Source organism: Rhizobium sp. TH2, assembly GCF_024707525.1.
Lineage (GTDB): Bacteria > Pseudomonadota > Alphaproteobacteria > Rhizobiales > Rhizobiaceae > Rhizobium_E.
This window is the reverse complement of record NZ_CP062231.1, coordinates 4,029,803-4,053,998: the sequence shown is the minus strand read 5'-3', so window position 1 is coordinate 4,053,998 and position 24,196 is coordinate 4,029,803. Positions and strand designations below refer to the sequence as shown.

Below are 24,196 nucleotides of genomic sequence, written 5' to 3'. Positions count from 1 at the left end.
CTTCTCCTCTCTTGTTGAACTAGCGTAGTGGATTGATGCCTCGTGGAACGAGGTGGTATTGAAGCTGGCCGATCAGGAAATCGACCACGACAGCCAGCAGTGCGGTGGGTATCGCGCCGGCCAGCATCATCGGCAGCTCATCGAGCGAGATGCCCGTGAAGATGAGTTCGCCGAGACCGCCCGCACCGATCAGGAACACCAGCGGCGCCGAGCCGACGCAGATCGCGAGCGCCGTGCGGATGCCGCCGAAGATCACGAACAGCGCGTTGGGAAGCTCGACGCGCCAGAGCAGTTGCAGCGGCGTCATGCCCATGCCGTGGGCCGCCTCGATCAGATGTGGCGAGACGGCGCGGATGCCGGCATAGGTGTTGCGCACGATCGGCAGCAGGGTCGCGGCCCAGAGCCCGAAGACGGCCGGCACGGTGCCGATGCCGAGAAAGCTCATCGACAGCGCGAGGATGGCAAGCGTCGGCACCGTGCTGCCGATGTTGAACACCTGCATGAACGCTTCGGAAAAAGACTGCATGAAAGGCCGCGACAGGATAATGCCGACGGGCACGGCGACGATGATCGCCAGGCCACCGGCCCACGCCACGAGTTCGATATGCTGGATACTGAGATAGACGATATCATCCCAATAGATCAGGATTTCATCGGCCATGCCGCTGGCCCAGAGCCAGTAGATCGCCAGCAGCAGAACGGCGAGCGCGATATAGGGGGCGATGCCGCCCGGACGCGCCACGACTGTACCGCTTGTGGAGACCGGCAGGCTCATGACGCGTCCCCGTTGCCGAGATTGTCGACGATGGAGCGGAAGGTCATGACGCCGCGAACCTTCCCGGCTTCATCCACGCATGGCAGGACCGGCATGTCGTGTGCGAACATCAGCGAGACGGCCTGGCGCAGGTCGGCGGTCATGGGAACAGAAGCATGAACCGGCTTGGCATGATCGGCGACGGTGCCGCTCACGGTCCGGATAATCTCGGCATCGACGATAGCCTCGGCCATGCCGTCACCGTTGACCACCAGCGCTGCCGGCACTGCGGATCCGCGCAAGCGCTGACAGAGTTCAGCAATCGGCATGTCGCGCGGGGCCTGCACGAAGTCTGGCACCATCGCCTTGCTGACAGGCACCAGCCGTAGCCGCTTCAATGCGCGATCCGTGCCGAGAAAGTTCTCGATGAAGCCGTTCGCCGGCCTGGCAAGAAGCTCATCCGGGCTCGCGAATTGTTCGAGCTTGCCCGAGCGGAAGATTGCGATCTTGTCGGCCATCTTCACGGCTTCGTCGAGATCGTGCGAGACGAAGATGATCGTCTTGCGAATCGCCTTCTGCATCTTCAGGAACTCTTCCTGGATGACCTCGCGATTGATCGGGTCGATCGCGCCGAAGGGCTCGTCCATCAGCATGACGGGCGGGTCGGCGGCAAGCGCGCGCAGCACGCCGACGCGCTGCTGCTGTCCGCCCGAGAGTTCCTTAGGAAAGCGCTTCAGGAAGAGATCCGGCTGCAGGCCGACGAGTTCGAGCAATTCCTTGGCGCGTGAACGCGACTTGGTCCTGTCCCAGCCAAGCAGATCGGGAACGATGCAGATGTTTTCCTCGATCGTCTTGTTCGGGAAGAGACCGATCTGCTGGATCACATAGCCGATCGAACGGCGCAGCTCGATCGGGTCCACCGAACTCGTGTCCTTGCCGTCGATATAGACTTTGCCGCTGGTTGGCTGGATGAGACGATTGATCATCTTCATCGTCGTCGTCTTGCCGCATCCCGAAGGGCCGAGCAGGACGCAGATCTCGCCGGTCGGCAGATCGAGGTTGACGTTGTCCACCGCCACGATTGCGTTCGAGGGCGGGCCGAAGGTCTTGGTGAGATTTTCGAGCCTGATCATCGTGCCACCTCGACCTTGATGCCGCGCGACGTCAGCAGCGATTGAATGAGCCCGAGGAACAGGTCGGCCGTGATCGCCAGCAAGGAGACCGCCAACGCGCCGGTTATCAGCTGCCGTGGATCGGACTGGCTGATGCCGCGCGAGATGAAGGTCCCGAGCCCGCCCGCGCCGATATAGGTGGCGATGGCGGTGACGCCGATGTTCATGACGACGGCGGTGCGGACGCCCGCCATGATCACCGGCACCGCAAGCGGCAGTTCGACCTGGCGTAGCCGCTGCCATGTGCTCATGCCCATGCCCTGTGCCGCTTCGCGCAACGCCGGATCGACATTGACGATGGCCGTGTAGGTGTTGCGGATGATGGGAAGCTGCGAATAGAGGATGACCGCGATGACCGCCGGCATATAACCGATGCCGTGGCCGATCGGTGAAAGGAGCGGGATCATCAACCCGAACAGCGCGATCGAAGGAACCGTTATCATCATCGAGGCCAGATAGAGAACCGTGTCGGCAGCACTCTTCGACTGCGTGATGGCAATGCCGATCGGCACAGCCGTGGCGATCGCGATGCCGACGGCCGCGAAAACGATCGAGATGTGCTCGATAGCCCGCGTGCCGATCACGTCGATATTGTCAGCGATGAACGCGACTGTCTCCATTCGTTCCCAACCTGCCTTTGTGGCCTTGTTATTACCGGCTGTCGCCGCTGCCTTCGTGCCTCACCATGGGCCAGGCCATCGAGCCGTCATTGCTCGGAATCCTGAATTTATGTGCAGGCTTTCGTATCCGCTGGGCAATCCCTCTGGCTCTCCCGTGCCGGTCAGGGTTCGCCCGCTCCGATTTCCTCCTTGCGATGCGCGATATAGGCGTCGAGTTCTTCGCGGATCGCCGGGTCCATTGCCGGCTGCTCATACTCGCGCAGCGCCTGTTGCCAGATGTCGGTCGCCCGTTCGAGTGCGTCGCGGGAGCCCGCTTCCTGCCATGCGCCGTGGTTCTGCCAATTGGAGAGCATCGGCTGGTAGAACGCGGTCTCGTAGCGCAACATCGTGTGCTCGGAGCCGAAGAAATGCCCACCTGCCGGGACGGCTTTGATCGCCTCGAAACCGAGATCATCCTCTGTGAAGGGCAGGGGCTGCAGGAAGCCCATCATGTTTTGCAGAATTTCGACATCGAGCACGAGCTTCTCGTAGGAGGCCGTGAGGCCGCCCTCGAGCCATCCGGCTGCGTGATAGATGAGGTTGGCGCCGCCCAGCACCGCGCCCCAGGTCGCCATCCCGGTCTCATAGGCCGCCTGTAGATCGACGGCGTTGGAGGCATTGGCGTTCGACGAGCGGTAGGGAAGGCCATAGCGGCGCGCGAGCTGGCCGGCGATGACATTGGCCTTTGTATTCTCGGGCGTGCCGAATGCGGGCGCGCCCGAGCGCATGTCGACATTCGAGGTGAATGCGCCATACATGACCGGCGTGCCGGGATTGACGAGCTGGGTGAGCGTCACCCCGAACAGCGCCTCGGCATTCTGCTGGCAGAGGGCCGCGGCGAGCGTCACAGGCGTCATCGCGCCCATCAAGGTGAAGGGAGTGATCGTCACCGGCTGGCCGTGTTCGGCCATGGCGATCAAGCCATCCGTCATCGCATCGTCGAGCATGCGCGGCGAGTTGACCGAGATGATCGTGATCACGCCGGGCGATGCCCGCATGTCCTCCAGGCTGGCGCCTCGGGCAATCGCCATCATCTTGATGCCGTCGATGGCGCGGCCTGCGCCGATGGCCGTGCAGTGGTAGCAGAGGTCGCTGAATGTCAAGTTGGCGTTGTAAGTGTCTAGATGCCGGGAATTGGCCGGAAGCTCGACGGGCGCGCAGACCTGGTTGCCGAGAATATGGATGGCATTGAAATGGTGCGCGAGCCGGGTTAAATTCTCGTAGTCCTTGAGATTGCCTGCGCGGCGGCCGTTGATCCGGTCATGGACATTCGGCGGCCCGGCCACGAGGCCAAAGGCCATGGCGTTGCCGCCGATGGTCAGGCGCTTTTCGGGATTGCGGCTGGTCAGCGTGAAACTCGACGGCACGGTTGCCAGCGCGGCGTTGACCAGCGATTCGTCGATCTTGATGATCAGATTCTCGCGATCGACGATCGCACCCGCCTTCTCGAAAATGTCCATCGCCTTTTCGCTCAGCACACGGATGCCGAGTTCGGACAGGATGCGCGTCGAGGTCCGATGCAGCGTCTCCATCCGCTCCTCGTCCATGATCTGCATGGGCGCATAGGGGTTGAGCACCTCCTGCCAGGGCATTTGCGGTATGCCGCTGCCGCCCCGCGCGATCCGTGATCGCCGTCCGCCGCCGCGCCGGTCCTGACTCATTGTCGAATGCCCTTCCTGACGAATGCTGATTGCATCGCTTCCTCCACGGTCGAACTATGACCAATGTGCGGGCGCTCTTCACACGATAAGAACGTCGGCAATGACCAAGAAAAACGAGGTCATGGCGCAAATGGCTATTGCAGCGGTGGAGTGGGTGGATTTAGGCTGTCTCGTAAAGAGGGATACCATGAAGCCACCTCCGCCACTCAACTACATCCGCTCGTTCGAATGCTCAGCCCGGCATTTGAGTTTCACCGAGGCTGCCAACGAACTCGGCTATACGCAGGCCGCGATCAGCAACCATGTGCGTGCGCTCGAGCAGTATCTCGGACGCCAGCTGTTCATCCGCTATCCAAGAAGTCTCGAGCTCACCGAAATGGGAGAGGCGTTTCTCCCCACCCTGCGGCAGGGGCTCAACCAGATCGATTTCGCGACCGAGTCGGTGCTGGCGGCGGTGCGCAACAGGACTGTGGTGATTTCCTGCCCGACCAGCTTGGCCGAGAACTGGCTCTCTCGCTGCATCGCCAATTTCAGCAAGCAGAATCCCGAGGTCGAAATCCTGCTGCATGGGACGATCTGGGAGGAAAGGACCGAGCAGATCGCCGATTTCGTGATCTCCATCCGGCGCTATGACAACAAGCCCGAGGGTGCCCTCCAGCTGTGGGAGGACCGTTTGGCCCTGCTCTGCGCGCCGCAATTCGTCTCCGGTCCCGATGCTTTCAAGGCCCCCCAGGACATTCTCAAGGCCAACTGGATCGCGGTGCATGGCCGCCAGGAACTGTGGCAGGACATGGCGACGGCGCTCGGTATCGATGCCGCGGTCAACGACAAACGGCTGTCGACCAACTCGACCAACATTGCGCTGGAACTGGCCGCCAACGGTGCGGGATGCCTGGTGACCACGCTCTCGCTCGCGCGCATCTACATGGAGCGGGGGCTTCTGGTGGAGCCGTTCCCTAACCATGTCGCCAGCCCTTGGAACTACTATCTCTCGGAAAGCCAGGTCTCCAAAGGCGCGGTGGTCAAGAAGGTCCGGGAATGGATACTGGCGGAGGCCGAACGCTTCATGCCGCCGTCCTCGCAAGCAGACCGGGCGAATTCGACCGTTGATTTTTGAAGGCTCAATGGCATCGTTTTATTTGGCCATCAGAGGCGAGAACCATGTGTGCCGGTGCTTTCCCAAGATTTGACCTGTCTCTAAGATGACATCCGTCGGCGGCCTGGATTGCCGATTTGAAACTTGGTCATCATTCCTGGGGCTGCAACGCAATGCGCACTCATGCTCAAGCCGTCATCATCGGCGGCGGACTCATCGGCTGTTCGATTCTCTATCATCTGGCCAAGCTCGGCTGGTCGGATGTCGTGTTGCTGGAGCGCGATGAGTTGACATCCGGTTCGACGTGGCATGCGGCGGCGAACATCCATGGCCTGCACGACTCCACCAATATCAGCCTGCTGCAGCACTATACGATGTCGCTCTACAAGGAGCTGGAAGTGGAGACGGGGCAGGGCTGCGGCATATTCCAGCCGGGTTCGCTCTATCTGGCGCAGACCGAAGCGCGCGAGCATCAGCTGCGGCTGCAGGAAGCCAAAGCCCGCCGCTACAAGATGAATTTCTACGAGATCCAGCGCGACGAGGCGGAGCGCCTGCATCCGCTCGTCGATTTCGATGGCATCCGCTGCATCATGTACGAACCGGAGGGCGGCAATGTCGATCCGTCGGGCGTCACCATGGCCTATGCCGCCGGTGCGCGCCAACGAGGTGCTGAAATCCATCGGTTCACGCCTGTGATCGGCACCGAGGCGCAGCCGGATGGCAGTTGGATCGTGCGGACGCCCAAGGGCGAAATCCGTACGCAGTGGGTCGTAAATGCCGCCGGGCTGTGGGGTCGTGAAGTGGCCGCCATGGCGGGGCTGGAACTGCCGCTGATACCGACCGAACACCAGTATTTCGTCACCGAGACTATTCCCGAGATCGCGGCGCTTGGTCGCCGATTGCCGTCGGTAGCGGATCGTGACGGCGAATATTATCTCCGCCAGGAAGGCCTTGGCCTCCTCATCGGAGCCTATGAGCGAAACATGAAATTCTGGGCCGAGAACGGCACGCCGCAGAATTTCGGGCACGAACTCTTCCCCGACGATCTCGAACGTATCGAGGAGAACATGATGCGCGCGATCGGGCGCGTGCCTGCTGTCGGCACCGCCGGCATCAAGCGCGTCATCAACGGCCCGATGATCTGGTCGCCGGACAGCGCTGTCCTGTTCGGGCCAGTGCCGGAGCTTAACAATTACTTCTGCTGCAACGGCATCATTCCCGGCTTCTCGCAATCGGGCGGCATGGGCAAGCTCGCCGCCGAATGGATGATCGAGGGTGAGCCGTCGCTCGACATGTTCGGCTGGGACGTGGCCCGCTTCGGCCATTGGGCCAGCAAGGCCTTCACCAAGGCGCGGGTGCAGGACCAATACAGCCACCGTTTCAAGATCCATTTTCCCAGCGAGGAACGTTCGGCCGGCCGGCCGGCGCGCGTGCGCCCGGCTTACGAAAAGCAGAAGGCGATGGGTGCGCTCTTCGGCCTCAACTTCGGCTGGGAGCATCCGCTTTGGTTCGCGCAAGGCGGCGAGCCGCGCGAGGAATCGATCGGCTTCACCAGGCAGAACTGGTGGGGTCCGGTGGGCCGCGAGGCCCGCATGCTGCGTGAGCATGCCGGTATCATCGATATCTCGAATTTCGCCAAATACTCGGTGAAGGGCGAGGGCGCCGAGGCCTGGCTGAACGCCATCTTCGCCAATCGCATGCCGACGGAGATCGGCCGCTCCTGCCTCACCCCGCTGATTGGCAAGCGCGGTGGCGTCGCTGGCGACTTCACCGTGACGAAGCTCGGCGAAGGCGATTTCATGATCTTCGGATCGGGCATGGCCGAGCGTTTCCATCAGCGTTTCTTCATGGCCGTGCCGCTGCCTGAGAATACGGATTTCAAGTCACTCACGGAGAGCATGTGTGCCTTCAATGTCGCCGGGCCGAAATCGAGGGAACTGCTGTCGCGGCTCACCAACGAGGACCTGTCGAACGTGGCGTTCCCGTTCATGCGCTCGCGGCGGATGGTGGTTGCGGGCATCGACGTCGTGGCGCTTCGCGTCTCGTTCACCGGCGATCTCGGTTGGGAACTCTATTGCGATGCCACCAAACAGGAGGAGCTTTATGATGCCCTGCTCAATGCCGGCAGTGAACTCGGCGCCGGTCCGGTTGGCTCGCGCGCGCTGATGTCGCTGCGTATCGAGAAGGGCTACGGCAGCTGGAGCCGCGAATATTCGCCGGAATACTGGCCGCAGGAAAGCGGACTGGATCGCTTGATCAAGCTCGAGAAGGGCGATTTCCTCAACAAGGACGCTTATCTGAAAGTCGCATCGGAAGCGCCGCGCCAGAAGCTTGCCATCGTATCGATCGAAGCCGTGGATGCCGATGCGACCGGCGGTGAACCGATCTTCCTTCCCGATGGCACGCCAATCGGACAGGTATCGTCGGGCGCCTATGGCTATTCCGTCGATATGTCGCTGGCGCTTTGCTACATCAAGGCTGGCACCGCCAAGCCTGGCGACAAGGTCAGCGTCGCCATCCTCGGCCGGCCGCATGAAGCAACCATATTGGAAAGGCCGCCATTCGATGCGGATGGCGTGCGGCTCAGGGCATGAGATCTGGCTGAGCCGGCCTTGAAGCGGTCGCATCATGAACATAGTGTCGAGACATGAACATACTCGGCTTCGACCACATTGTTCTCTGCGTCAAGAACGTCGCGGAAACGCTTGAATTCTACGAGCGCGTTCTCGGAATGCGGCGCCGTGAGGAGCGGCCGGGTAAATGGTCCCTGCATTTTGGATCAAACAAGATCAGCCTTCAGGATGTGCAGTCGTCTCCGGATCTTGCGAAACGCACCGTGCCGGGAAGTGGGAATTTCTGCGTGTTGACGAACACGCCGATCGCCGAGGTAGTCGAGCAGCTTCGATCAAACGATGTCGAGATTGTCGAAGGTCCGGCCGAGAAGGCAGGGGCGGTCGGCAGGATACTTTCAGTCTACTTTCGAGATCCGGACTTGAACCTCGTCGAGGTGAGCAATCGCCTCTGACTTCGAGTTGCCGATCGAACGTTCGCTCGGGCTCAATCTCCGGGTAGCGTGAAGACTGCGCAGGGAGCGGCGATGCCGCGCAGTGTGTGTTCGCCCAAGGACACCAAAGTCGTTGTCGTCTCCGCCGCGACCGCGCCGGATATGAGCACGCTGCGGCCAAGCGGCCGGCACAGGCCTTCGAGCCGGCTGACCAAATTCACCGCCGGACCGATCGCGGTGAAATCCAGCCGGTCAGCCGAGCCGATATTGCCCCACAATATTTCGCCGAAATGCAATGCGGCACCAAAGGGCAGGGGCGGCAGGCCCTGTGCCTGGCGGGTCTTGTCCAGATGGGTCATGCCGGCGCGCGCGGCAACGATTGCGCGCAACCCCGCGTCACAGGCTTCCGCCGCCGATGGGCTGGTGACCGGAAAAATAGCCAGCACGCCATCGCCGATGAATTTCAGCACCTCACCGCCGAAGGCATGCACCGCGCCAGCGACGCGATCAAACCAGGCGTCGAGGGCAGCGATCATCGCTGCGGGTTCGGTCACCTCTGATAGAGCGGTGAAGTCGCGCAGATCGGTGCAAAGCAGTGCTGCCCGGATTGTCTCGCCGGTGCCGCGATGCATTCCCCCGGCCTGCACACGGGCGGCGGTGCGCCGACCGAGATAGGCTTCGAGGAGCGCAGTCTGGGCCGCGCGCGCTGCCAAAGCGGCAAGCGGTGCTGCTGCAAAGCGTGTCGCTTGACGCAGTCGCTCGGCCTCATCGGGACTGAACTCGCCGGCCCAGGCCCATCCGAGCAACGGGCTGTTAAGAGCACGACCCGTCATATCCGCCTGTACCTGGCCAAGCCCGGCCAGCCAGTCGTGCCCGGCTTTCGTGGGCGGACTGCCGGGGAAATCCAGTGCCTCGATGACGGCGCCGGTCTCAGCGCGCCACAGCCAGGTTCGGCTGGCGATGATCGGATGCGGCACGGCGAGCGTAAGTGCCCCGCCGGCCAAGGGCAAGCCGTCGGCCAGCAGCCGGCTGCCAAGTTCGGCCAGGAACGATTCGGGGCTCGGTGATGCGCCGGCATGGTCCACCAGCCAGGCGAGGGGGGCGGAGAGGTTCATGCCGGGATCATGGCATGACCGTCACAGGCTGTCATCCGGTCGAGAGCGAATTCGCACTCACCTGACAGATGTCGCCGGCTGTCCGGAGAACCGACTCCTCAGCCGACCCTTCCGGCCATCGGGTCCGGGCCTGGGTCCTTGCCGGCAGCAGCCACGGCCAGCCGGCTGATGTAATGCGCCCAGCCTTCGTTATGACCTGCGCATTGCTCGGCATTGGGCAGGCCGGTATGGGTCAGGCGCAGCAGCGTTCCGTTCGGCGCCTCGTCGGCCAGATCGATCTCGACCAGGCTCGATCCAGGCGGCACGACCTCGCTGCCATCCCAACCGAAGCTGTAGGCCAGACGATGCACGGGCACCACTTCCCGAAACGAGCCCCGGGCGAAGCGCGCGCCGGTGACGTTGACCAGATAGAGTCCGCCGGGCTGCGGCTCGATCTGCGCCTCGGTTCCCATCCAGCGTAGAATCTTCTCAGGATCGGTCAGGAGGGCAAATACCGAGGCCGGCGGCGCTGGAATGTGTGCCTCGCGGCGGACAAAAAGTGCTCTTCCATCAGACTTTCCCACTTCTGCTTTTGGCGAGCCTCGCAGGAGGCGAAGGATAGTTGGACATGTCCAGTCTTGCCGGAGACGCGCGCCAACATGACATGCAAGCGTGCCTAATCTAACATGTTGTCGCGACGCCCGACTATCAAGACCCCTCTTCCGCAAAGCCCCGGAAGGTCGTCCATTTGCCGCCGACCAGCGAGATGATCGGGAAAGGTCGGTTCTGAACTGGTTCCATCGCTGGCGCGCTGTGATCGCGGCTGATCAGGCCGGGCTCGGCGATCCGGCTCAACCCTGGTAGTGCTCCAGTTCGGCAGGCCAGTTTGCCAGTTTGTCCACCCGCCTCAGAAAGCCCACGAGACGCGCAGTTTTCCTTCCCAGACATCAAGGTTTGCTTGGCCGAGGCTCAGGTATCCGACTGTTGCCTCGATCTGGAGGTTGTCCTTGAGCAGGGTCCGGAATCCCGAGCGGGCTGAAAACGTCCAGGGAGAAGTCGTTACCTCGGATAGATCGGCAGTCAGGATCTTGCCGCCACCTGGGCGTTCGAATTCGTAATGAGCGCCAAGCTCCCCAAACACGACAATCGGCTTGCCGCCCGGCAAGCGGACGTACCGGCTGACCTCGGTGGCCAGATCAAGGACACCATAGTTAAAGCTATCTCCCGGAAGTGACAGGCTGACGGGCAGATTGAGCAGGCGGCCCGAGAGGTCGTAGCTGTCGCTCTCGACGTGGGAGAAGTTGACGGTTGTCCTGGGGCGGAAGAAATATTCGCCATACTGGTATTGCCCTTGGAGCGTGACTGATCCGGAAAACTTCTCCGAATCGTAATTGCCGTCGAGTACGCTCAGGTTCACGTCATTGCTGTACCTCCCGTAGGTCAGGGATGCGTCGACGGCCCAGTGCTTCGAAAGGCGGTAGGCCGCATACGGCCCGACGCTGAATCCCTCGGTATCGATATTCAGCGTTTCGTTGAACGAGCCTGTCGAACTGTCTTCCAATGCAAGGGACATGCCGAGGACGAAATTGTCGGTTATCCGGCGATCGAGGCCAATGGTCAGCGAGCGGGCAAGCGTGTCGCTGTCGCGTCCGTGACGGTCGTCGGATATGTCGGTGAATTGTGTATCCCACCAGAAATTCCACGGTGACGGCGCAGGCAGATCACGGCCAGGCGTCAGCGGCACTTGCGAGAGCCGGCTTGCGGCTTCCTCGGGAACAAGTTCCCGGCATATCGGCTGTTCGCGCTTTTGATTTGCATCGACCGAGCGCGGGTCGACACAATCCCGCGTCGTGCGAACTGGCCTCACGCGCGCCCCTTTGATTGCCGAGCGATCGGGCTGGTAGGTATCATCCGTGTCCGGAGTTCCGTCGGGCCAACCCGGCGGGATGATCGGCAGGTCGTTGTCCGGACGTCCCTCGGGCAGGTCGATGACGCGCGGCAGATCGTTGTCGGGACGACCTTCGGGCAATGCGAAGTCGGGAAATACGCGTGGCAGGTGGTTATCCGGACGCCCCTCGGGAAACGTGAAGTCCGGTGGAATAAGCGCACGTTTCTGGTTTTGCGTATCGAGCAGGCAAGGTTTTTTGCCCGAGAGATCGTAAAGCTTGTGTATTCCTCCATTTCCGTTCGAAACGAATGGGGAAAGCGAAAGGTGTAGGCCACGCGTATCCTTGGTCCAGTTGTCGACGGTTTGGCCGCCCTGGGCCGATTCGAGGCCAAAGACCCCGGCAGTGGTTCCGGATAGCCACACAGAGCGCGTTCCGCCCTTTACGTTCCCAAGATAGGCGAGGCCACCCCGCGAATCGCAGTTCCCGGCGAATGCTTCCCCGGCGCCCGGCAAACAATATAGCGCGGTTATCGCCGCGCCGACGAATATGGCTCTTGATGACCGCAGGTGTTGGAGCGCGCCACAGGTGGCATACTTGGATGCTTGCTGAACGAAGTGAAAGTGCCTTGGCGCCGAAACGGGGGCCGGTCGTTGATTGATTGTCGCAAGACGCAGCAAAAACGACCGGAATGCACGTGTAGCCTGCATTGCGTGCCCCATGTTGCATATGGACTTGCGTCAGTGAACATCGGCCGAGAATCAATAGTGAATGCCCATTTCAGCATCGTGTATCCTCATGTGACGCAGGATGAATGATCGGGCAGGGCGCGCAAGGTTCCGGACAGCGGCTTCGCCGGCGTTACGCGCCCCTCGCGAACGTTAGGCCGTGATCCCCCACCAGCATGGCCTTGAGCGATGAAACCTCCTGACCCCGGCGGGTATCGTCCCATCCCAGCGCTCCGGCGGCGACATCGGCGATGGCATCGATATCAGCGGCTGTCAGCCTGCCATTGATCGCCAGCGTCGTCCGCCGCATGGCGATATCGGCGAGATGGACGACCAGTTCATTACGCGTGATCCAGTCGATCTCGACGAGACTGTAGCTCGTCGTATCTGGGAGCCGGTCGCCGTCGTGCCAGTCCGAGTTGTGCGCCATCACAGCTTCCGCCGTCGTGCCGTAGCGGGAGAGAAGTTCTTCCGCGCGCTGCCGTGGCACGTCATGCTTGGCCGCTTTATCCGCGATCCAGCGGGCGCGGGCGGCGGAATCTCCCGGGAAGGCCTTGCCGCCGCCGATCGCAAGTGCCTGGGTCGATGTTAGCCTGCGGCGGCCGAGTCGCGAAAGCACGGTATCGGCGACCTCTTCGGCAAAGCCGCGAAAAGTCGTCCACTTGCCGCCGACCAGCGAGATGATCGGGAAGGGGCGGCTTTGAACTGGTTCGATCGCAGGCGCACTGTGATCCCGGCTGATCAATCCGGGCTCGGCGGCATTCGATGCTGGCAGCGGTCGGATGCCGCTATAGGTGTAGACGATCTGGTCGCGGCTGAACCGAAGCCCCGGCAGCAGCGAGCGCAGGCTGTCGAGGAAATAGTCGATCTCCCAATCCTCGCAGCGGATATTCTCCGGATCGTCGGCTGGAATGTCGGTGGAACCGACCAGCGCGCGACCGAGATAGTCGAAGACCAGGCAGATGCGTCCGTCATCGGCCTCGAAATAGATCATCCTGCCGTTCAGGCTGCGGATCAGTTCGTCGTGATCGAGAAGGATGTGCGATCCCTTGGTGCCGCCGATCAGCCGGGTTTCGACGCCCAGCGTTGCATTGACACGATCGATCCAGGGTCCGGCGGCGTTGATGACGATCTTCGGCCAGACCGAAAAGTGTTTTCCGTCCGACTGCTGGAACGTCACCGCGCCCTCGACGGCGGAGGTAAGCGTGGCGAAATTGGCGGCGGACGATCGCGGGTTGGCATCGAGGCCATCACGCACCAGTTCGTAGACCAGCCGCTCCGGACGGCTGATCTTGGCATCGTAGTAGGTGCCGGCCGCGACGATCTTCTTGGTCAGCACCGGCAGGTCGCGCAATGCACGGGTCTTGCCGACGAGGCTGTGGCGCGGCATGACCCGGCTGCGGGAGCCGTAGAAATCATAGAGTGCCAGGCCGATCTTGATCAGCACTGCGCCCCGGCTGCGGGGTGCTCGGGTCGATCCCATCAGGGTGCGCAGTGCAGCCCATATGCCGCGCGTCCAAGAGAAGATCGGGATCAGCGTCGGCAGCGGCTCGACGCAGTGCGGCGCGTTTCGAAGCAGTAGGTTCCGCTCCAGCGTCGATTGCGCCACCAGACCGAATTCCCCCGTCTCGAGATATTTCAGCCCGCCATGGATCAGCCGTGACGGGGCGGCACTGGTGCCGGAGCCGAAATCATACTTGTCCACGATGAGGCAATTGACGCCCTGTTCGCAGAGATCGCGGAACAGTCCGGCGCCATTGACGCCGGCACCGAGGATCAAGACGTCAACGCCCTCCTGCGAGATGCGGGCGATGCGATTGTTCATGTCGTCTGCCAGTCTACCGGTCATTTCCTTGCCGTCCTGATGACGTGCAGCCGCACGCCGGCATCCCTCAGGCGCTGGGTGTCGGCCGGGGGCAAGCGGTCATCGACGAGAACTGCGTCGAAAGCGGTCAGATCGTCGAACACATGGAGCGCGACCTTGCCAAACTTAGTGTGATCGACGAGCAGGATGCGCTTGCTCGCCGAGGCCATCATCGCCTGCTTCACGCTCACCACCTGCTGGTCCTGGATGAAGGCCGTCGTGCCGCTGACCGCCGAGGCCGAGCAGATAAAGACATCGGCCCGTAGCCGCGCGATCGTGTTGAGGCAGTTGTGGCCGATATAGGCATTGTAGGTGCGGTGATACTGGCCGCCGGTGCAGATCAGGTCGATGCCATCGACATCCCGCAGCATCGCCAGCGCGGGTACCGAATTGGTGACAACCGTCAGCGGTGCGGCTTCCGGCAGAAGTGGTGCCAGCGCGTTGACTGTCGAGGAGTCGTCGAGCACGATCACCTCGCCGCCGGAGATATAGTCGAGTGCGGCCTGTGCCAACGCTGCCTTCTCTGCTGTTGCGACAGTCTCACGGTAGCGGAACAGGCTTTCATAGATGCCCGAGGGCTGGGCGCTGACCGCGCCGTGCAGCTTGCGGATCACGCCCTGCTGCGCGAGGCGGTCGATATGGCGGTGGATCGTCATGCGGGAGACGTTGAAATACGTGACGAGTTCATCGATGCGCACCTCACCCTTCTCGATCACGTAATTGGCGATTTCATCGAGGCGGTTGTCGATCTTCATGGGGCGTCTCCCTCGATCGTCAATCCGTCGATCCTCGGCCAGAGCGGCTGGAGGGCGTTAGCGATATCGCGAAAGAGTTCGTAGCGGGTTTGATAGGCGGTGCTGCGGTCGGTGTCGGGCCGATATGTCTGCTGCATCCCGTCCAGATTGCGCGGATCGTCGTTCGGGCTGGCGAAAATGCTGATGCCGGCGCCGGCACAGAGCGCTGCGCCCCAGGCCGCTGCCTCCTCGGTCGCCGTGACCGTTACCGGCATTGCCAATATGTCGGCGAACATCTGCGCGAAGGCGGGGTTGCGCGAGGCGCCGCCGGTCAGTCGTGCCTCCCTCACATCGAAGCCGTCACGCAGCGCATCGATGTGGACGCGGTGATTGAAGGCGATGCCTTCCAGCACGGCGCGCAGCATATCGCCCCTGTCCTGCCATCCGCGTAGGCCGAGAAAGCTCGCGCTAGCGGCGGAACCGTACGGCGAACCGAACAGATAGGGATGGAATATCGCCGTCGATGGCCGGGTAAGGGCGGCGTCGATTTCGGGGCCAAGCAAGGCATGAACGGACTGGCCCGACGCCTCCGCTTTCTGGTGTTCTGCCTGGCAGAGCGTGTCGAGGAACCAGTCGTAATTTGCCGCCGATGCCGGCGAGATTGCCATGTTGTTCCACTGGCCGGGCTCGATGGCGTTGCGGCAGAACCATCTGGGATCGACCTTGGGCCGGTCGGAAACAACCTCATTGATCGAATAGGTGCCGGCCACGATCGCGACCACGCCGGGCTTGTGGCCGCCGATGCCGAGCGCCGAAGCCGTGACATCATGGAGGCCCGCGGCGACGGGCGTGCCCTCGGTGAGGCCGGTCAGTTTGGCTGCGGCGGCGCTGACAAGCCCCACGATTTCCGCCGAGCCGGCGACGGCGGGGAGTGCGCTGTAAAGTTTCTCCAGTCCGAACAGCCGCATCGCGTCGATGGAGAAGGTCTGGTCGGCGACCGATGTGAAAGACGTGCTGGCTTCGGTGCGGTCGGTCCCGATCGCGCCCGTGAGGCAATAGCGGAGCCAGTCCTTGCAGCTCAGGATATGGGCGATGCGGGCATAGCGTTCGGGTTCATGGATTTTGATCCATGCGAGCAGGGCCGAGGGTGCCGAGGTGTGCGGCATCTGGCCGGTCAGCGCGAGCGCCTGTTGGGCAACGAGCCCGGCAGCCCAATCGTCGGCGATGGTGCCCGCGCGGCTGTCGAGCGAGAGGATGCCGGGCCCAAGCGGTCGTTCGTCAGCGTCGAGTAGATAGATCCCGTCGCCGTGTGCGGTGGCGGCGATTGCGACGACATCATTGGCGGGCCTGCGACTACCGGCGATCGCTTCAGCTATCGCCTCGGCCGTTGCCAGCCAAAGCCCGTCCATATCGCGCTCGACATGGCGCGGCTGGGGCATCAATTGCGGCACCCGTCGCCTGGCGACGGAGAGCGGCGTGCCGTCGATGTCGAACACCACCGCCTTGGTGACAGTCAACCCGTTGTCGATGCCGAGAAGGCTTGGCATGGGGGAGATCCAGATATGAGCGATCGATATAAAATGCACATATCAAAATGTGATATTAACGGCAATGCATGTTACAAAAGAAACTGTCGCGGATAAGGCCTGACGGTCAACCCACGCCGGTCAGTCGCTCGGTGCGGGCGACTACGACCTTGATGCCCTTGGAACGCATGCGCTCGAGATGGATGATTGGCGTGCCATCATCGACGATCACGATGTCGAACTCGGTGAGTGCCGCGAAGCTATGAAGCGCCCGGCGTTCGAACTTGGTGTGGTCGGCAAGCAGAATGCGCCTGGCGGCGCAATCGAACATCGCGCGTTTGGTCTCCACCATCTCCGGCGACTGGTGAAACACCGTGTCATCGATGATGGCGGACATCGACATGAACACCGTGTCGGCGCGCAGCCGCATGATCTCGTTCGTCGTCATGCGGCCCATGAAGGCATTGCACCAATTGTAGAAATGCCCACCGAGTCCGAGGATCGTCAGGTCGCGGATTTCGCGCAGCGCATTCATGAGATTGAGCGAATTGGTGATCGCCGTCAGCGGAACCTTGGCGGGCAGCAACGCCGCCATCTGCAGCACGGTCGTTGAGTCATCGAAGAAGATCGCCTGTCCGGGCTCGATGAACTGCATCGCAGCTTCGGCGATAGCCTTCTTCTCGGCGGATTGGCGCGTGGAGCGATAGACGTCGCTCGATTCGATCAGGCTGGTGGGAGCGGCGGTGACGATGCCGCGCGTCTTGCGGAACAGCCCTCGGCTGACCAACTCATCGACATCCCTGTGCGCCGTCATCAGGCTGATGCCGAAGCGGGCGGTCAGGTCTTCGATCCGCATCGAGCCCTCGGACATCACGGCTTCGGCGATCAACTGCCGGCGCACCAGCTGGCGGGCATGCCTGCTGTCGCTGGGAAGCTGCTCCGACATGAGCTGACCGACTGCTGCCTTGTTCGTCACGTCTCTGCCATCCATTGTTTGATCGACTAGGGTCAGGCCCTAAGCCTCTGTAGCAAAAGGCCGATACAGGACAAGAGCGTTTCCGGAAATGAGACTGTAGAAAGTGGTGAAGGCGCCGTTTCCGGCGCCTTCACGTCTGGCTTACTCCGAAAGAACGAAGGGAGCCGTGTACTTGTCGATATTGTCCTTGGTGATCAGCAGGCAATCGAAAAGCTGCTTCTCAGTGTCGGCGCCTGTCTTGCCCGTCTTGATGAAGTTGTCGGCCTGGCGGACGGCTTCGGCCGAGAACACGGCCACCGGCTGCAGAACGGTGTACTGCATCTCGCCAGCCTTGATGGCCTCCACGGCATCGGGGGAACCATCGAAGCCGCCGACCTTGATGCCTTCGAGCTTGCCGGCTTCCTTGAGTGCGGCGATCGCGCCGAGCGCCATTTCGTCATTGCCCGAGATCACGCCGATGATGTCAGGGTTGGCCTGCAGCATGGACTGCATCTTGTCGTGGCCCTTGGTGCGATCCCAATCGGCGACTTCCTTGGCGGCTTTCACGAGGTCCGGATACTGCGTGAGCACCGTCTCGTAGCCGTTCGAACGCGTTGCGGCATTGTTGTCGGCCGGGTTGCCGAACAGCTCCGCATACTTGCCCTTGTCGCCAACGCTTTCGACCCACTGAGTGGCGCCGAGGGCTGCACCCTGGGCGTTGTTGGAAACGAGCTGCGCCTTGGCGAGTCCTTCCTGGTTGATCTCGGCATTGACGAGGAAAACCGGGATGTTGGCGGCGACGGCCTTCTTCACCGCGCCGATGGAGCCATCCGCATTGGCCGGATCGAGGATGATCGCCACCGACTTGTTGGTGATCGCGGTATCGATCATGTTGCTTTCGGTGTTGGTGTCGCCCTTGTGGGCGCCGACGGTCGCGGTATAGCCGAGCTTCTCGGCGGTTGCCTTGGCCACTTCGCCTTCGGTGAACCAATAGGGGTTCGCCGGATCGGTGACGATGATGGTGATCAGGCCATCGGCCCAGGCAGCGCTGGCGAACAGTGTCGTGGCAGCCGCGGCGGCCATCAGAACACGCAAACCTCTCTTAAACATTTCTCTGCTCTCCCTTGATGAGTTTAGTGGTGCCGGACGCCCGGCGGTGCTTTCCGCGTTGGCGGAGAAGTTCGAATGCCGGCCTCATGTCTTTTTCGGGCGGCCGTACTGAATGGAGTTGAGGAGGACGGCGAGCACGATGACCGCGCCGGTGAAAACGGTTTGCCAGTAGGAAGACACGCCAATGATGACGAGGCCGTCGGACAGGAAGCCGATGACGAAGGCCCCAAGCATCGTGCCGCCGATCGTGCCGCGTCCGCCCGTCAGCGCGGCACCACCGATGACCACGGCCGCGATGGCCGTCAGTTCATAGGTGGTGCCGGCCGTAGGACCGGCCGACGTCAACTGGGAGGACAGGACGAGGCCAGCGATTGCGGCTGAGATGCCGGAGAGGACATAGACGGTGATCTTGACGCGCTTGACCGGCACGCCCGAAAGCTCCGCCGCACGCTCGTTGCCGCCCGAGGCATAGAGCCAGCGCCCGAATGCCGACCGGCTGAGCATCAGGCCGCAGGCAATGGCGAGCACGCCGAGGACCAGCACCCCGATCGGCACGCCGAACAAGCGGTTGAAGCCGAGCCAGTCGAAGCCGGTATTGCCGAGTTCGGGCCTACCTTCGAGATTGTTGTAGGTCAGGCCGTTGGTCATCAGCAGTGCCACGCCGCGCGCCACATAGAGTACGCCGAGCGTCGCCACGAAGGCCGGAACCCTCAAGTAAGCGATCAGCACGCCGTTGACCGCGCCGACCAGGGCGCCGAGCGCGCAGGTGATCACCACGACAGCCCAGACCGGCGGATAAAGCACGACGCCGAAATAATCGAGCGTGACGCCTTTCATCAGGAAACCGGCGATCACACCGCAAAGACCGAGCGTAGAGCCGACCGAGAGGTCGATGCCGCCATTGAGGATGACGAGCAGCATGCCGATGGCGAGCAGGCCGTAGATCGCCACATGCGAGGCCATGATCAGGAAGTTATCGACGCTGAGATAATAGGGCGACAGAAAGGAGAACACGACAATGATCGCAATCAACGCGAAGAAGGCACGGCCCTCCAGCAAGAGATGCACGATATTGAGGTTGCGCTTTGCCCCCGCTGCCGCTGCTTTCGCCGACGTGTTCGAGACGGACATAATCAGTGCTCCATAGAACCTTTAGTGCGCGACCACGGCTTCGCCCGAGGCAGCCATGATCTTTTCCTTGGTGACATCCGAACCGAACTCGGCGGAAATCTTGCCGCGCCGCATGACGATGATCCGATGCGCGATGCTCAGGCACTCGCCGACCTCGGAGGTCGAGTAGATCACTGCGAGACCCTGCTTCGCCCGTTCGGCGAGCAGCCTGAAGACCTCGGCCTTGGCGCCGACATCGATGCCGCGGCTCGGTTCGTCGAGCAGGATGACCTTCGGGTCGGTTGCCAGCATCTTGCCGATCACGACCTTCTGCTGGTTGCCGCCGGAAAGGGAGCCGATCGCGGCAGCTCCGCCATCGGTCTTGATGTGAACTCTGCGGATGGAATCGGTGACGATCGATTGCTCGGCGCTCCTGGAGGTGAACAGCCCCTTGGTGAAGGCGCCAATGCTGGCGAGCGAAAGGTTGTTGCCGACGGTCATGGTCTGCACCAGGCCGTCGCGCTGGCGATCTTCGGGAACGAGCACCAGGCCCAAGGCAATGCGATCGGCGATGCTGAGGTTCGAGACGTCGTCTCCGTACAGCAGAACCCTTCCGCCCGACGAGGCCAACCGGCCGGCCACGCATTCGAGCAGTTCGGTCCGGCCGGCGCCCATCAGCCCGTAGATGCAGATGATCTCACCGGCCTTGAGATTGATCGACATGCGGTCGACCAAGGAATATCCGGCACCGGCGGGATCGGCGACGCTGAGATTTTCGATCGTGAGCACGGTCTCACCGATCTTGTGGTCCGTCGGCGGCGAGCCGAGGTCGAAATTATCGCCCACCATGTTGCGGACGATCCATTCGAGATCGATATCCCCACGCTCGGCGTAGGCCGTCATCGCACCGTCGCGCAGCACCACGGCGTGATTGGTGATCTGCAGCGCTTCTTCCAGGTGATGCGAGATATAGACGATCGAGACGCCACGCCCGGTGAGGTCGCGGATGACCTTGAAGAGTACCTCGACTTCCGACGCGCTCAGCGCCGATGTCGGCTCATCCATGATCAGGATGCGGGAATTGACCGACAGCGCGCGGGCGATTTCGACGATCTGCTGCTGGCCGAGGCGAAGCTCCTCGACCGGCGTGAGCGGGTCGATATCCTCTTCGAGTTCCTGCATCAGCGCCCGGGTCTGACGCTCCTCCTCGGCGAAGTTGACGCCGGTCGCGGTCATGATCTCGCGGCCCATAAAGATGTTGTCGCGGACACTGAGATTGGGCGCGAGGCTGAGTTCCTGGTGGATGATCGAGATGCCACGATCTCGTGCATGGGAGGAGGAAGAGAAACTCACCGGCTCGCCATCGAGGATGATCTCGCCCGATGTCGGCTGCACGACGCCCGACAGGATCTTCATCAGTGTCGATTTGCCGGCGCCGTTCTCGCCGAACAGAGTCGTCACCTGTCCGCGATGGATATCGAAATTCACGCCCTTGAGGGCATGGATGCTGCCGTATAATTTGGCGATGTTGCGCGCGGCCAGCACGACTTCCCCACTGGATGGCGCCGCCGTCATCATTGGACTTCCAGCCTTACCGGCGTCACCAGCCAGCTCTTGGGATTGATGAGCTTGAACACGCCGACGACGGTCACGGTTTTGCCGGTCAGTGTCGCCATGTCGATGGGCGCGAGGACCTGCTTCTTCACCTCGTTGTTGAGCGCGGAGCCGGCATCCTGATACTCGATCTGGTTCTTGAACTGACCGAACTCGATGGTGCCGGTCGCATCGCGGAGATCGGTGCCGTTGATCGCAGGCCCCGTTTGAACCCTGACCTGCAGTCCCTCGGGCAGGCCTTCGACTGTGATCGTGTGGGTATTGGCCTTTTTCTCGCCGACGACGCCCTTGAAAGTGACCGGGATGACCGGCCCCGTGCTGGTCGCGATGCCGTATTTCTTGCCCGCCTCAGCCTTGCTGGCGGTGATCGCGGTGGCAAGCTCGGCGGCGGGCACGGCCCGTTCCTCGATGCTGGCTTTCGCCTTCGGATATTCCGCGACGCCATATGTCTCGGGCGAAAACGCGGCCTTGCGGACATCATGCTCGGAGCCGATCTGAACAACCTTCGTGTCGAGCGCGATGGCGGCGACCACCACCACGGCAAGGGCGCCGATGATCATCGTCCGCCGGGTCAACATGGCGGGCGCTTGCGGTTTTGGTTCGGTCACTGTGCTCATGTTGGGCGGCCTTGGACGTGATCGTTGCAGCGAGGCATTTGGTTTCGAAAACAAGCGTCAGGAGACACCGGCCCGCTCCATCAGGAGCGGACCAGTGCAATGTCACCGCTTGGGAGGCTGGCGATCTGAGAATTCGCGAGGGAATGAGAAGTGTGTTGCCATGAACGCGATGGCGCCGGCAGCCGCGATTGCGCACGAGCAATTGCCATAAAAAGCATGATCATGGTCTCCTCCATCTTCCGCGTTCGCTTGAACCGGCCGTTTCCTCCCGCCAGCTCTGCGCACTTGCTATCTCACAAAGAGGTATCTGCTTTGTGATAGCGCTATGTTATCAATTTCCTGAAGCATGATATAAAAGTTCTGGCCTGTCAATCGGTCGGTTTTCGTTGGAGCGATCCGCCATGAGCCAAAATCCGGCCCGTTTAGAAGCCGTAGATGGTCGATTTGACATGCCATTCTGGTGCAAGATGGTCGTTGGTTCGAGGAGCTTGATGGGTTTTCGTCGATTGGCGTGAAGATCCCACATGTTTTCAGATTGTATTGAAATTGTTAGCATTTATTCGAACTCTGCTTGGCGATGAGCGGTTTTTCGAGGTGATGACGCCATCAGATCACCCGGGCGGGGGACCGCTGTGGGCTTTCGAGTGAGCCGTCGATTGGCGCAACCATCAAAGGTGCTCCACATGTTCTCTCACCCATTCAGAGTATCAATCTTTGGTGAAAAAAAATTCTTTTGCAGAAAAATTTTTCGACAGAGGTGATATCTTTGTGAGATAAACTAGGTTAGGATATCCCATGGTGATATCTTGAGCGCCGTTCCATCTGGCGCGGCTCGCGCGCTACGGATTGCGGTTGAATTGGCGCTCGGCGGCAAGCGCCTTGCTTGCTCCCCAGATATGCCTAGGGATCGCAGCGCGAAGGGGTTGGGAGGAGAGGATGAGATTGGAAACAGGCATCGCTGTTTGCCCAGCATCGGGACCGTGCAGTCATGGTTGACCGCAGCGATATTATCATTGGTATCGATGCCGGCACGTCGGTGATCAAGGCCGTAGCCTTTGATCTGTCCGGCCGGCAAATCGCCTGTGCGTCTGCTCGCAACAATTACGTGACGGGCGACGACGGGTCGGCCTCGCAATCGCTTGACCAGACCTGGTTGGATTGCGTTTTCGCTCTGCAGAAGCTGGGTTCGCGAGTCGAAGGGCTGGCCGCACGTACCGCCGCTATCGCGGTCACCGGACAGGGTGATGGCACATGGTTGGTCGGCCAGGGCAACAAGCCGGTAGGCGACGCCTGGCTGTGGCTCGACGCGCGCGCGGCGCCCACTGTGCGGCGGCTCAGCGCGCAAACAAGCGATCGCCCACGGTTCGAGGCGACCGGTACCGGCCTCAATACCTGCCAGCAGGGCGCGCAGATGGCGCATATGGATGGTACGAGCCCGGAATTGCTGGAGCGTGCCGAAGTCGCGCTTCACTGCAAGGACTGGCTCTATCTCAACCTCACTGATGTGCGGGCGACCGATCCCTCGGAGGCTAGCTTCACCTTCGGCAATTTCAGGACGCGCCAATATGACGATGCGGTAATCGAGGCACTGGGCCTGCGTCACCGGCGCCATCTGCTTCCCACGATCGTCGAAGGCACCGAGGTCACACACCCGCTGTCGCCAGCCGCTGCCGACTCGACTGGACTTCTGGCGGGCACGCCGGTCTGTCTCGGCTATGTCGACATGGTGATGACGGCGCTCGGTGCGGGCGTGTGGACAGGTTCGGGCAATGCGGCCTGTTCGACCGTCGGCTCGACCGGCGTGCATATGGTGGCCAAACGTGCCGGTGACGTGCATCTCAACAGCGAGCGCACGGGCTATGTAATCGCGCTGCCGGTGCCCGACATGGTGACCCAGGTCCAGACGAATATGAGCGCGACGCTCAATATCGACTGGATATTGAAGATCGCAGCCGACCTGATGTCCGAGCTTGGACATGATGTCGGCCATGCCGATCTCGTCGCGCGCATCGATGGCTGGTTGACCAAGAGCCGGCCCGGCGCGCTGCTTTACCATCCTTATATCTCGGAAGCGGGCGAGCGCGGTCCCTTCGTCAATGCCGATGCGCGCGCTGGCTTCATCGGCCTTTCGAGCCGGCACGGCTTTGCCGATATGGTGCGTGCGGTGGTCGAAGGGCTCGGCATGGCGACGCGTGATTGCTACGCTGCCATGGGTCCGCTGCCGGCCGAACTGCGACTGACGGGCGGGGCTGCTCGATCGAAATCGCTGCGCGCGGTGCTGGGAGCGTCGGTCAATGCGCCGATCCGCGTTTCCAGCCGCGAAGAGGCGGGTGCCGGTGGTGCCGCGATGATGGCCGCGGTGGCGATCGGCGCCTACAAGTCGATGGACGATTGCATCAAGGACTGGGTGACGCCGCTGCTCGGCGAGGCCGAGGCGCCGGATGCGGAACTGGCGCGCCGCTATGACGCGATGTTCCCGGCCTATGTGAAGGCCCGCAAGGCGCTTGCGCCGGTGTGGGATGATCTCGCCCGGCAGCACCTTGCTACGAATACAACACAGCCGGGCGGCGGCACGACACGAGACGCGGTGCCGGCGCCCGGGGGAGTATGAG

The 24,196-nt window shown here is 61.9% G+C and carries 20 protein-coding genes; 4 read left to right on the top strand and 16 right to left on the bottom strand.

Going from position 1 to position 24,196, the window contains the following annotated elements:
• Positions 1 to 19: 19 nt before the first annotated feature.
• The 4 genes from IHQ71_RS20070 to IHQ71_RS20055 all read right to left on the bottom strand — a co-directional run bounded on the left by IHQ71_RS20070 (position 20) and on the right by IHQ71_RS20055 (position 4,246).
• Positions 20 to 775, bottom strand: a complete 756-nt coding sequence (locus IHQ71_RS20070) for an ABC transporter permease (RefSeq protein WP_258158206.1) — start codon at positions 773 to 775, stop codon at positions 20 to 22.
• Positions 772 to 1,887, bottom strand: a complete 1,116-nt coding sequence (locus IHQ71_RS20065; RefSeq protein WP_258158205.1) for an ABC transporter ATP-binding protein — start codon at positions 1,885 to 1,887, stop codon at positions 772 to 774. The genes IHQ71_RS20070 and IHQ71_RS20065 overlap by 4 nt, the downstream gene beginning before the upstream one ends.
• Complete coding sequence (locus tag IHQ71_RS20060) at positions 1,884 to 2,546, bottom strand: ABC transporter permease (protein WP_258158204.1); 663 nt, start codon at positions 2,544 to 2,546, stop codon at positions 1,884 to 1,886. The genes IHQ71_RS20065 and IHQ71_RS20060 overlap by 4 nt, the downstream gene beginning before the upstream one ends.
• Positions 2,547 to 2,707: 161 nt before the next feature.
• The gene (locus IHQ71_RS20055) at positions 2,708 to 4,246 is read right to left on the bottom strand and encodes a trimethylamine methyltransferase family protein (RefSeq protein WP_258158203.1); all 1,539 of its coding nucleotides are present in this window, start codon (positions 4,244 to 4,246) and stop codon (positions 2,708 to 2,710) included.
• Positions 4,247 to 4,433: 187 nt separating this feature from the next.
• Between IHQ71_RS20055 and IHQ71_RS20050 the strand changes: the two genes are divergently transcribed.
• The 3 genes from IHQ71_RS20050 to IHQ71_RS20040 all read left to right on the top strand — a co-directional run bounded on the left by IHQ71_RS20050 (position 4,434) and on the right by IHQ71_RS20040 (position 8,367).
• On the top strand, positions 4,434 to 5,363 hold the full coding sequence (locus IHQ71_RS20050; RefSeq protein ID WP_258158202.1) for a LysR substrate-binding domain-containing protein: 930 nt from the start codon (positions 4,434 to 4,436) through the stop codon (positions 5,361 to 5,363).
• 152 nt (positions 5,364 to 5,515) lie between these two features.
• Positions 5,516 to 7,936 carry an FAD-dependent oxidoreductase gene (locus IHQ71_RS20045; protein WP_258158201.1) on the top strand — a complete coding sequence of 807 codons (2,421 nt, stop codon included), beginning with the start codon at positions 5,516 to 5,518 and terminating at the stop codon, positions 7,934 to 7,936.
• 53 nt (positions 7,937 to 7,989) lie between these two features.
• A complete protein-coding gene (locus IHQ71_RS20040; RefSeq protein ID WP_258158200.1) occupies positions 7,990 to 8,367 on the top strand; it encodes a VOC family protein in 378 nt (125 codons plus the stop codon).
• A gap of 32 nt (positions 8,368 to 8,399) precedes the next feature.
• Here IHQ71_RS20040 and IHQ71_RS20035 read toward each other — a convergent pair whose 3' ends face one another.
• The 12 genes from IHQ71_RS20035 to IHQ71_RS19980 all read right to left on the bottom strand — a co-directional run bounded on the left by IHQ71_RS20035 (position 8,400) and on the right by IHQ71_RS19980 (position 21,584).
• The gene (locus IHQ71_RS20035; RefSeq protein ID WP_258158199.1) at positions 8,400 to 9,461 is read right to left on the bottom strand and encodes an adenylate/guanylate cyclase domain-containing protein; all 1,062 of its coding nucleotides are present in this window, start codon (positions 9,459 to 9,461) and stop codon (positions 8,400 to 8,402) included.
• Positions 9,462 to 9,559: 98 nt separating this feature from the next.
• On the bottom strand, positions 9,560 to 10,024 hold the full coding sequence (locus tag IHQ71_RS20030) for an SRPBCC domain-containing protein (RefSeq protein ID WP_258158198.1): 465 nt from the start codon (positions 10,022 to 10,024) through the stop codon (positions 9,560 to 9,562).
• 124 nt (positions 10,025 to 10,148) lie between these two features.
• Positions 10,149 to 10,295: a hypothetical protein gene (locus IHQ71_RS20025; RefSeq protein WP_258158197.1), complete on the bottom strand. Its 147-nt coding sequence runs from the start codon at positions 10,293 to 10,295 to the stop codon at positions 10,149 to 10,151.
• Between the two features lie 52 nt (positions 10,296 to 10,347).
• The gene (locus IHQ71_RS20020; RefSeq protein WP_258158196.1) at positions 10,348 to 12,036 is read right to left on the bottom strand and encodes an autotransporter domain-containing protein; all 1,689 of its coding nucleotides are present in this window, start codon (positions 12,034 to 12,036) and stop codon (positions 10,348 to 10,350) included.
• Between the two features lie 151 nt (positions 12,037 to 12,187).
• Positions 12,188 to 13,903: a glycerol-3-phosphate dehydrogenase/oxidase gene (locus IHQ71_RS20015; RefSeq protein WP_258158195.1), complete on the bottom strand. Its 1,716-nt coding sequence runs from the start codon at positions 13,901 to 13,903 to the stop codon at positions 12,188 to 12,190.
• On the bottom strand, positions 13,900 to 14,673 hold the full coding sequence (locus IHQ71_RS20010) for a DeoR/GlpR family DNA-binding transcription regulator (protein ID WP_258158194.1): 774 nt from the start codon (positions 14,671 to 14,673) through the stop codon (positions 13,900 to 13,902). Before IHQ71_RS20010 ends, IHQ71_RS20015 begins: the two co-directional genes overlap by 4 nt.
• Entirely contained in the window at positions 14,670 to 16,199 is a 1,530-nt protein-coding gene (locus IHQ71_RS20005) for an FGGY-family carbohydrate kinase (protein WP_258158193.1), read from the bottom strand. The genes IHQ71_RS20010 and IHQ71_RS20005 overlap by 4 nt, the downstream gene beginning before the upstream one ends.
• Before the next feature lie 106 nt (positions 16,200 to 16,305).
• On the bottom strand, positions 16,306 to 17,169 hold the full coding sequence (locus IHQ71_RS20000; RefSeq protein WP_374989889.1) for a DeoR/GlpR family DNA-binding transcription regulator: 864 nt from the start codon (positions 17,167 to 17,169) through the stop codon (positions 16,306 to 16,308).
• A gap of 126 nt (positions 17,170 to 17,295) precedes the next feature.
• Positions 17,296 to 18,243 (bottom strand): D-ribose ABC transporter substrate-binding protein, encoded by a 948-nt coding sequence (locus tag IHQ71_RS19995; RefSeq protein ID WP_258158192.1) that lies wholly within the window; start codon positions 18,241 to 18,243, stop codon positions 17,296 to 17,298.
• A gap of 84 nt (positions 18,244 to 18,327) precedes the next feature.
• Positions 18,328 to 19,374 (bottom strand): ABC transporter permease, encoded by a 1,047-nt coding sequence (locus tag IHQ71_RS19990; RefSeq protein WP_258158191.1) that lies wholly within the window; start codon positions 19,372 to 19,374, stop codon positions 18,328 to 18,330.
• Between the two features lie 21 nt (positions 19,375 to 19,395).
• Positions 19,396 to 20,931 (bottom strand): sugar ABC transporter ATP-binding protein, encoded by a 1,536-nt coding sequence (locus tag IHQ71_RS19985; protein WP_258158190.1) that lies wholly within the window; start codon positions 20,929 to 20,931, stop codon positions 19,396 to 19,398.
• Entirely contained in the window at positions 20,928 to 21,584 is a 657-nt protein-coding gene (locus tag IHQ71_RS19980; protein WP_374989888.1) for a DUF2291 domain-containing protein, read from the bottom strand. The genes IHQ71_RS19985 and IHQ71_RS19980 overlap by 4 nt, the downstream gene beginning before the upstream one ends.
• Before the next feature lie 988 nt (positions 21,585 to 22,572).
• On the opposite strand from IHQ71_RS19980, the gene IHQ71_RS19975 reads away from it, so the two are divergent.
• Entirely contained in the window at positions 22,573 to 24,195 is a 1,623-nt protein-coding gene (locus IHQ71_RS19975) for an FGGY-family carbohydrate kinase (RefSeq protein WP_258158189.1), read from the top strand.
• Position 24,196: the final 1 nt, after the last annotated feature.

Coding starts and splice junctions, on each gene's coding strand:
- IHQ71_RS20035 (WP_258158199.1), bottom strand. CDS start 9,461: ATGAACCTCTCCGCCCCCCTCGCCTGGCTGGTGGACCATGCCGGCGCA.
- IHQ71_RS20020 (WP_258158196.1), bottom strand. CDS start 12,036: ATGCAGGCTACACGTGCATTCCGGTCGTTTTTGCTGCGTCTTGCGACA.
- IHQ71_RS20060 (WP_258158204.1), bottom strand. CDS start 2,546: ATGGAGACAGTCGCGTTCATCGCTGACAATATCGACGTGATCGGCACG.
- IHQ71_RS19980 (WP_374989888.1), bottom strand. CDS start 21,584: ATGAGCACAGTGACCGAACCAAAACCGCAAGCGCCCGCCATGTTGACC.
- IHQ71_RS19985 (WP_258158190.1), bottom strand. CDS start 20,931: ATGATGACGGCGGCGCCATCCAGTGGGGAAGTCGTGCTGGCCGCGCGC.
- IHQ71_RS20065 (WP_258158205.1), bottom strand. CDS start 1,887: ATGATCAGGCTCGAAAATCTCACCAAGACCTTCGGCCCGCCCTCGAAC.
- IHQ71_RS19995 (WP_258158192.1), bottom strand. CDS start 18,243: ATGTTTAAGAGAGGTTTGCGTGTTCTGATGGCCGCCGCGGCTGCCACG.
- IHQ71_RS20040 (WP_258158200.1), top strand. CDS start 7,990: ATGAACATACTCGGCTTCGACCACATTGTTCTCTGCGTCAAGAACGTC.
- IHQ71_RS20015 (WP_258158195.1), bottom strand. CDS start 13,903: ATGACCGGTAGACTGGCAGACGACATGAACAATCGCATCGCCCGCATC.
- IHQ71_RS20070 (WP_258158206.1), bottom strand. CDS start 775: ATGAGCCTGCCGGTCTCCACAAGCGGTACAGTCGTGGCGCGTCCGGGC.
- IHQ71_RS20045 (WP_258158201.1), top strand. CDS start 5,516: ATGCGCACTCATGCTCAAGCCGTCATCATCGGCGGCGGACTCATCGGC.
- IHQ71_RS19990 (WP_258158191.1), bottom strand. CDS start 19,374: ATGTCCGTCTCGAACACGTCGGCGAAAGCAGCGGCAGCGGGGGCAAAG.
- IHQ71_RS20055 (WP_258158203.1), bottom strand. CDS start 4,246: ATGAGTCAGGACCGGCGCGGCGGCGGACGGCGATCACGGATCGCGCGG.
- IHQ71_RS19975 (WP_258158189.1), top strand. CDS start 22,573: ATGGTTGACCGCAGCGATATTATCATTGGTATCGATGCCGGCACGTCG.
- IHQ71_RS20050 (WP_258158202.1), top strand. CDS start 4,434: ATGAAGCCACCTCCGCCACTCAACTACATCCGCTCGTTCGAATGCTCA.
- IHQ71_RS20000 (WP_374989889.1), bottom strand. CDS start 17,169: ATGGATGGCAGAGACGTGACGAACAAGGCAGCAGTCGGTCAGCTCATG.
- IHQ71_RS20005 (WP_258158193.1), bottom strand. CDS start 16,199: ATGCCAAGCCTTCTCGGCATCGACAACGGGTTGACTGTCACCAAGGCG.
- IHQ71_RS20010 (WP_258158194.1), bottom strand. CDS start 14,673: ATGAAGATCGACAACCGCCTCGATGAAATCGCCAATTACGTGATCGAG.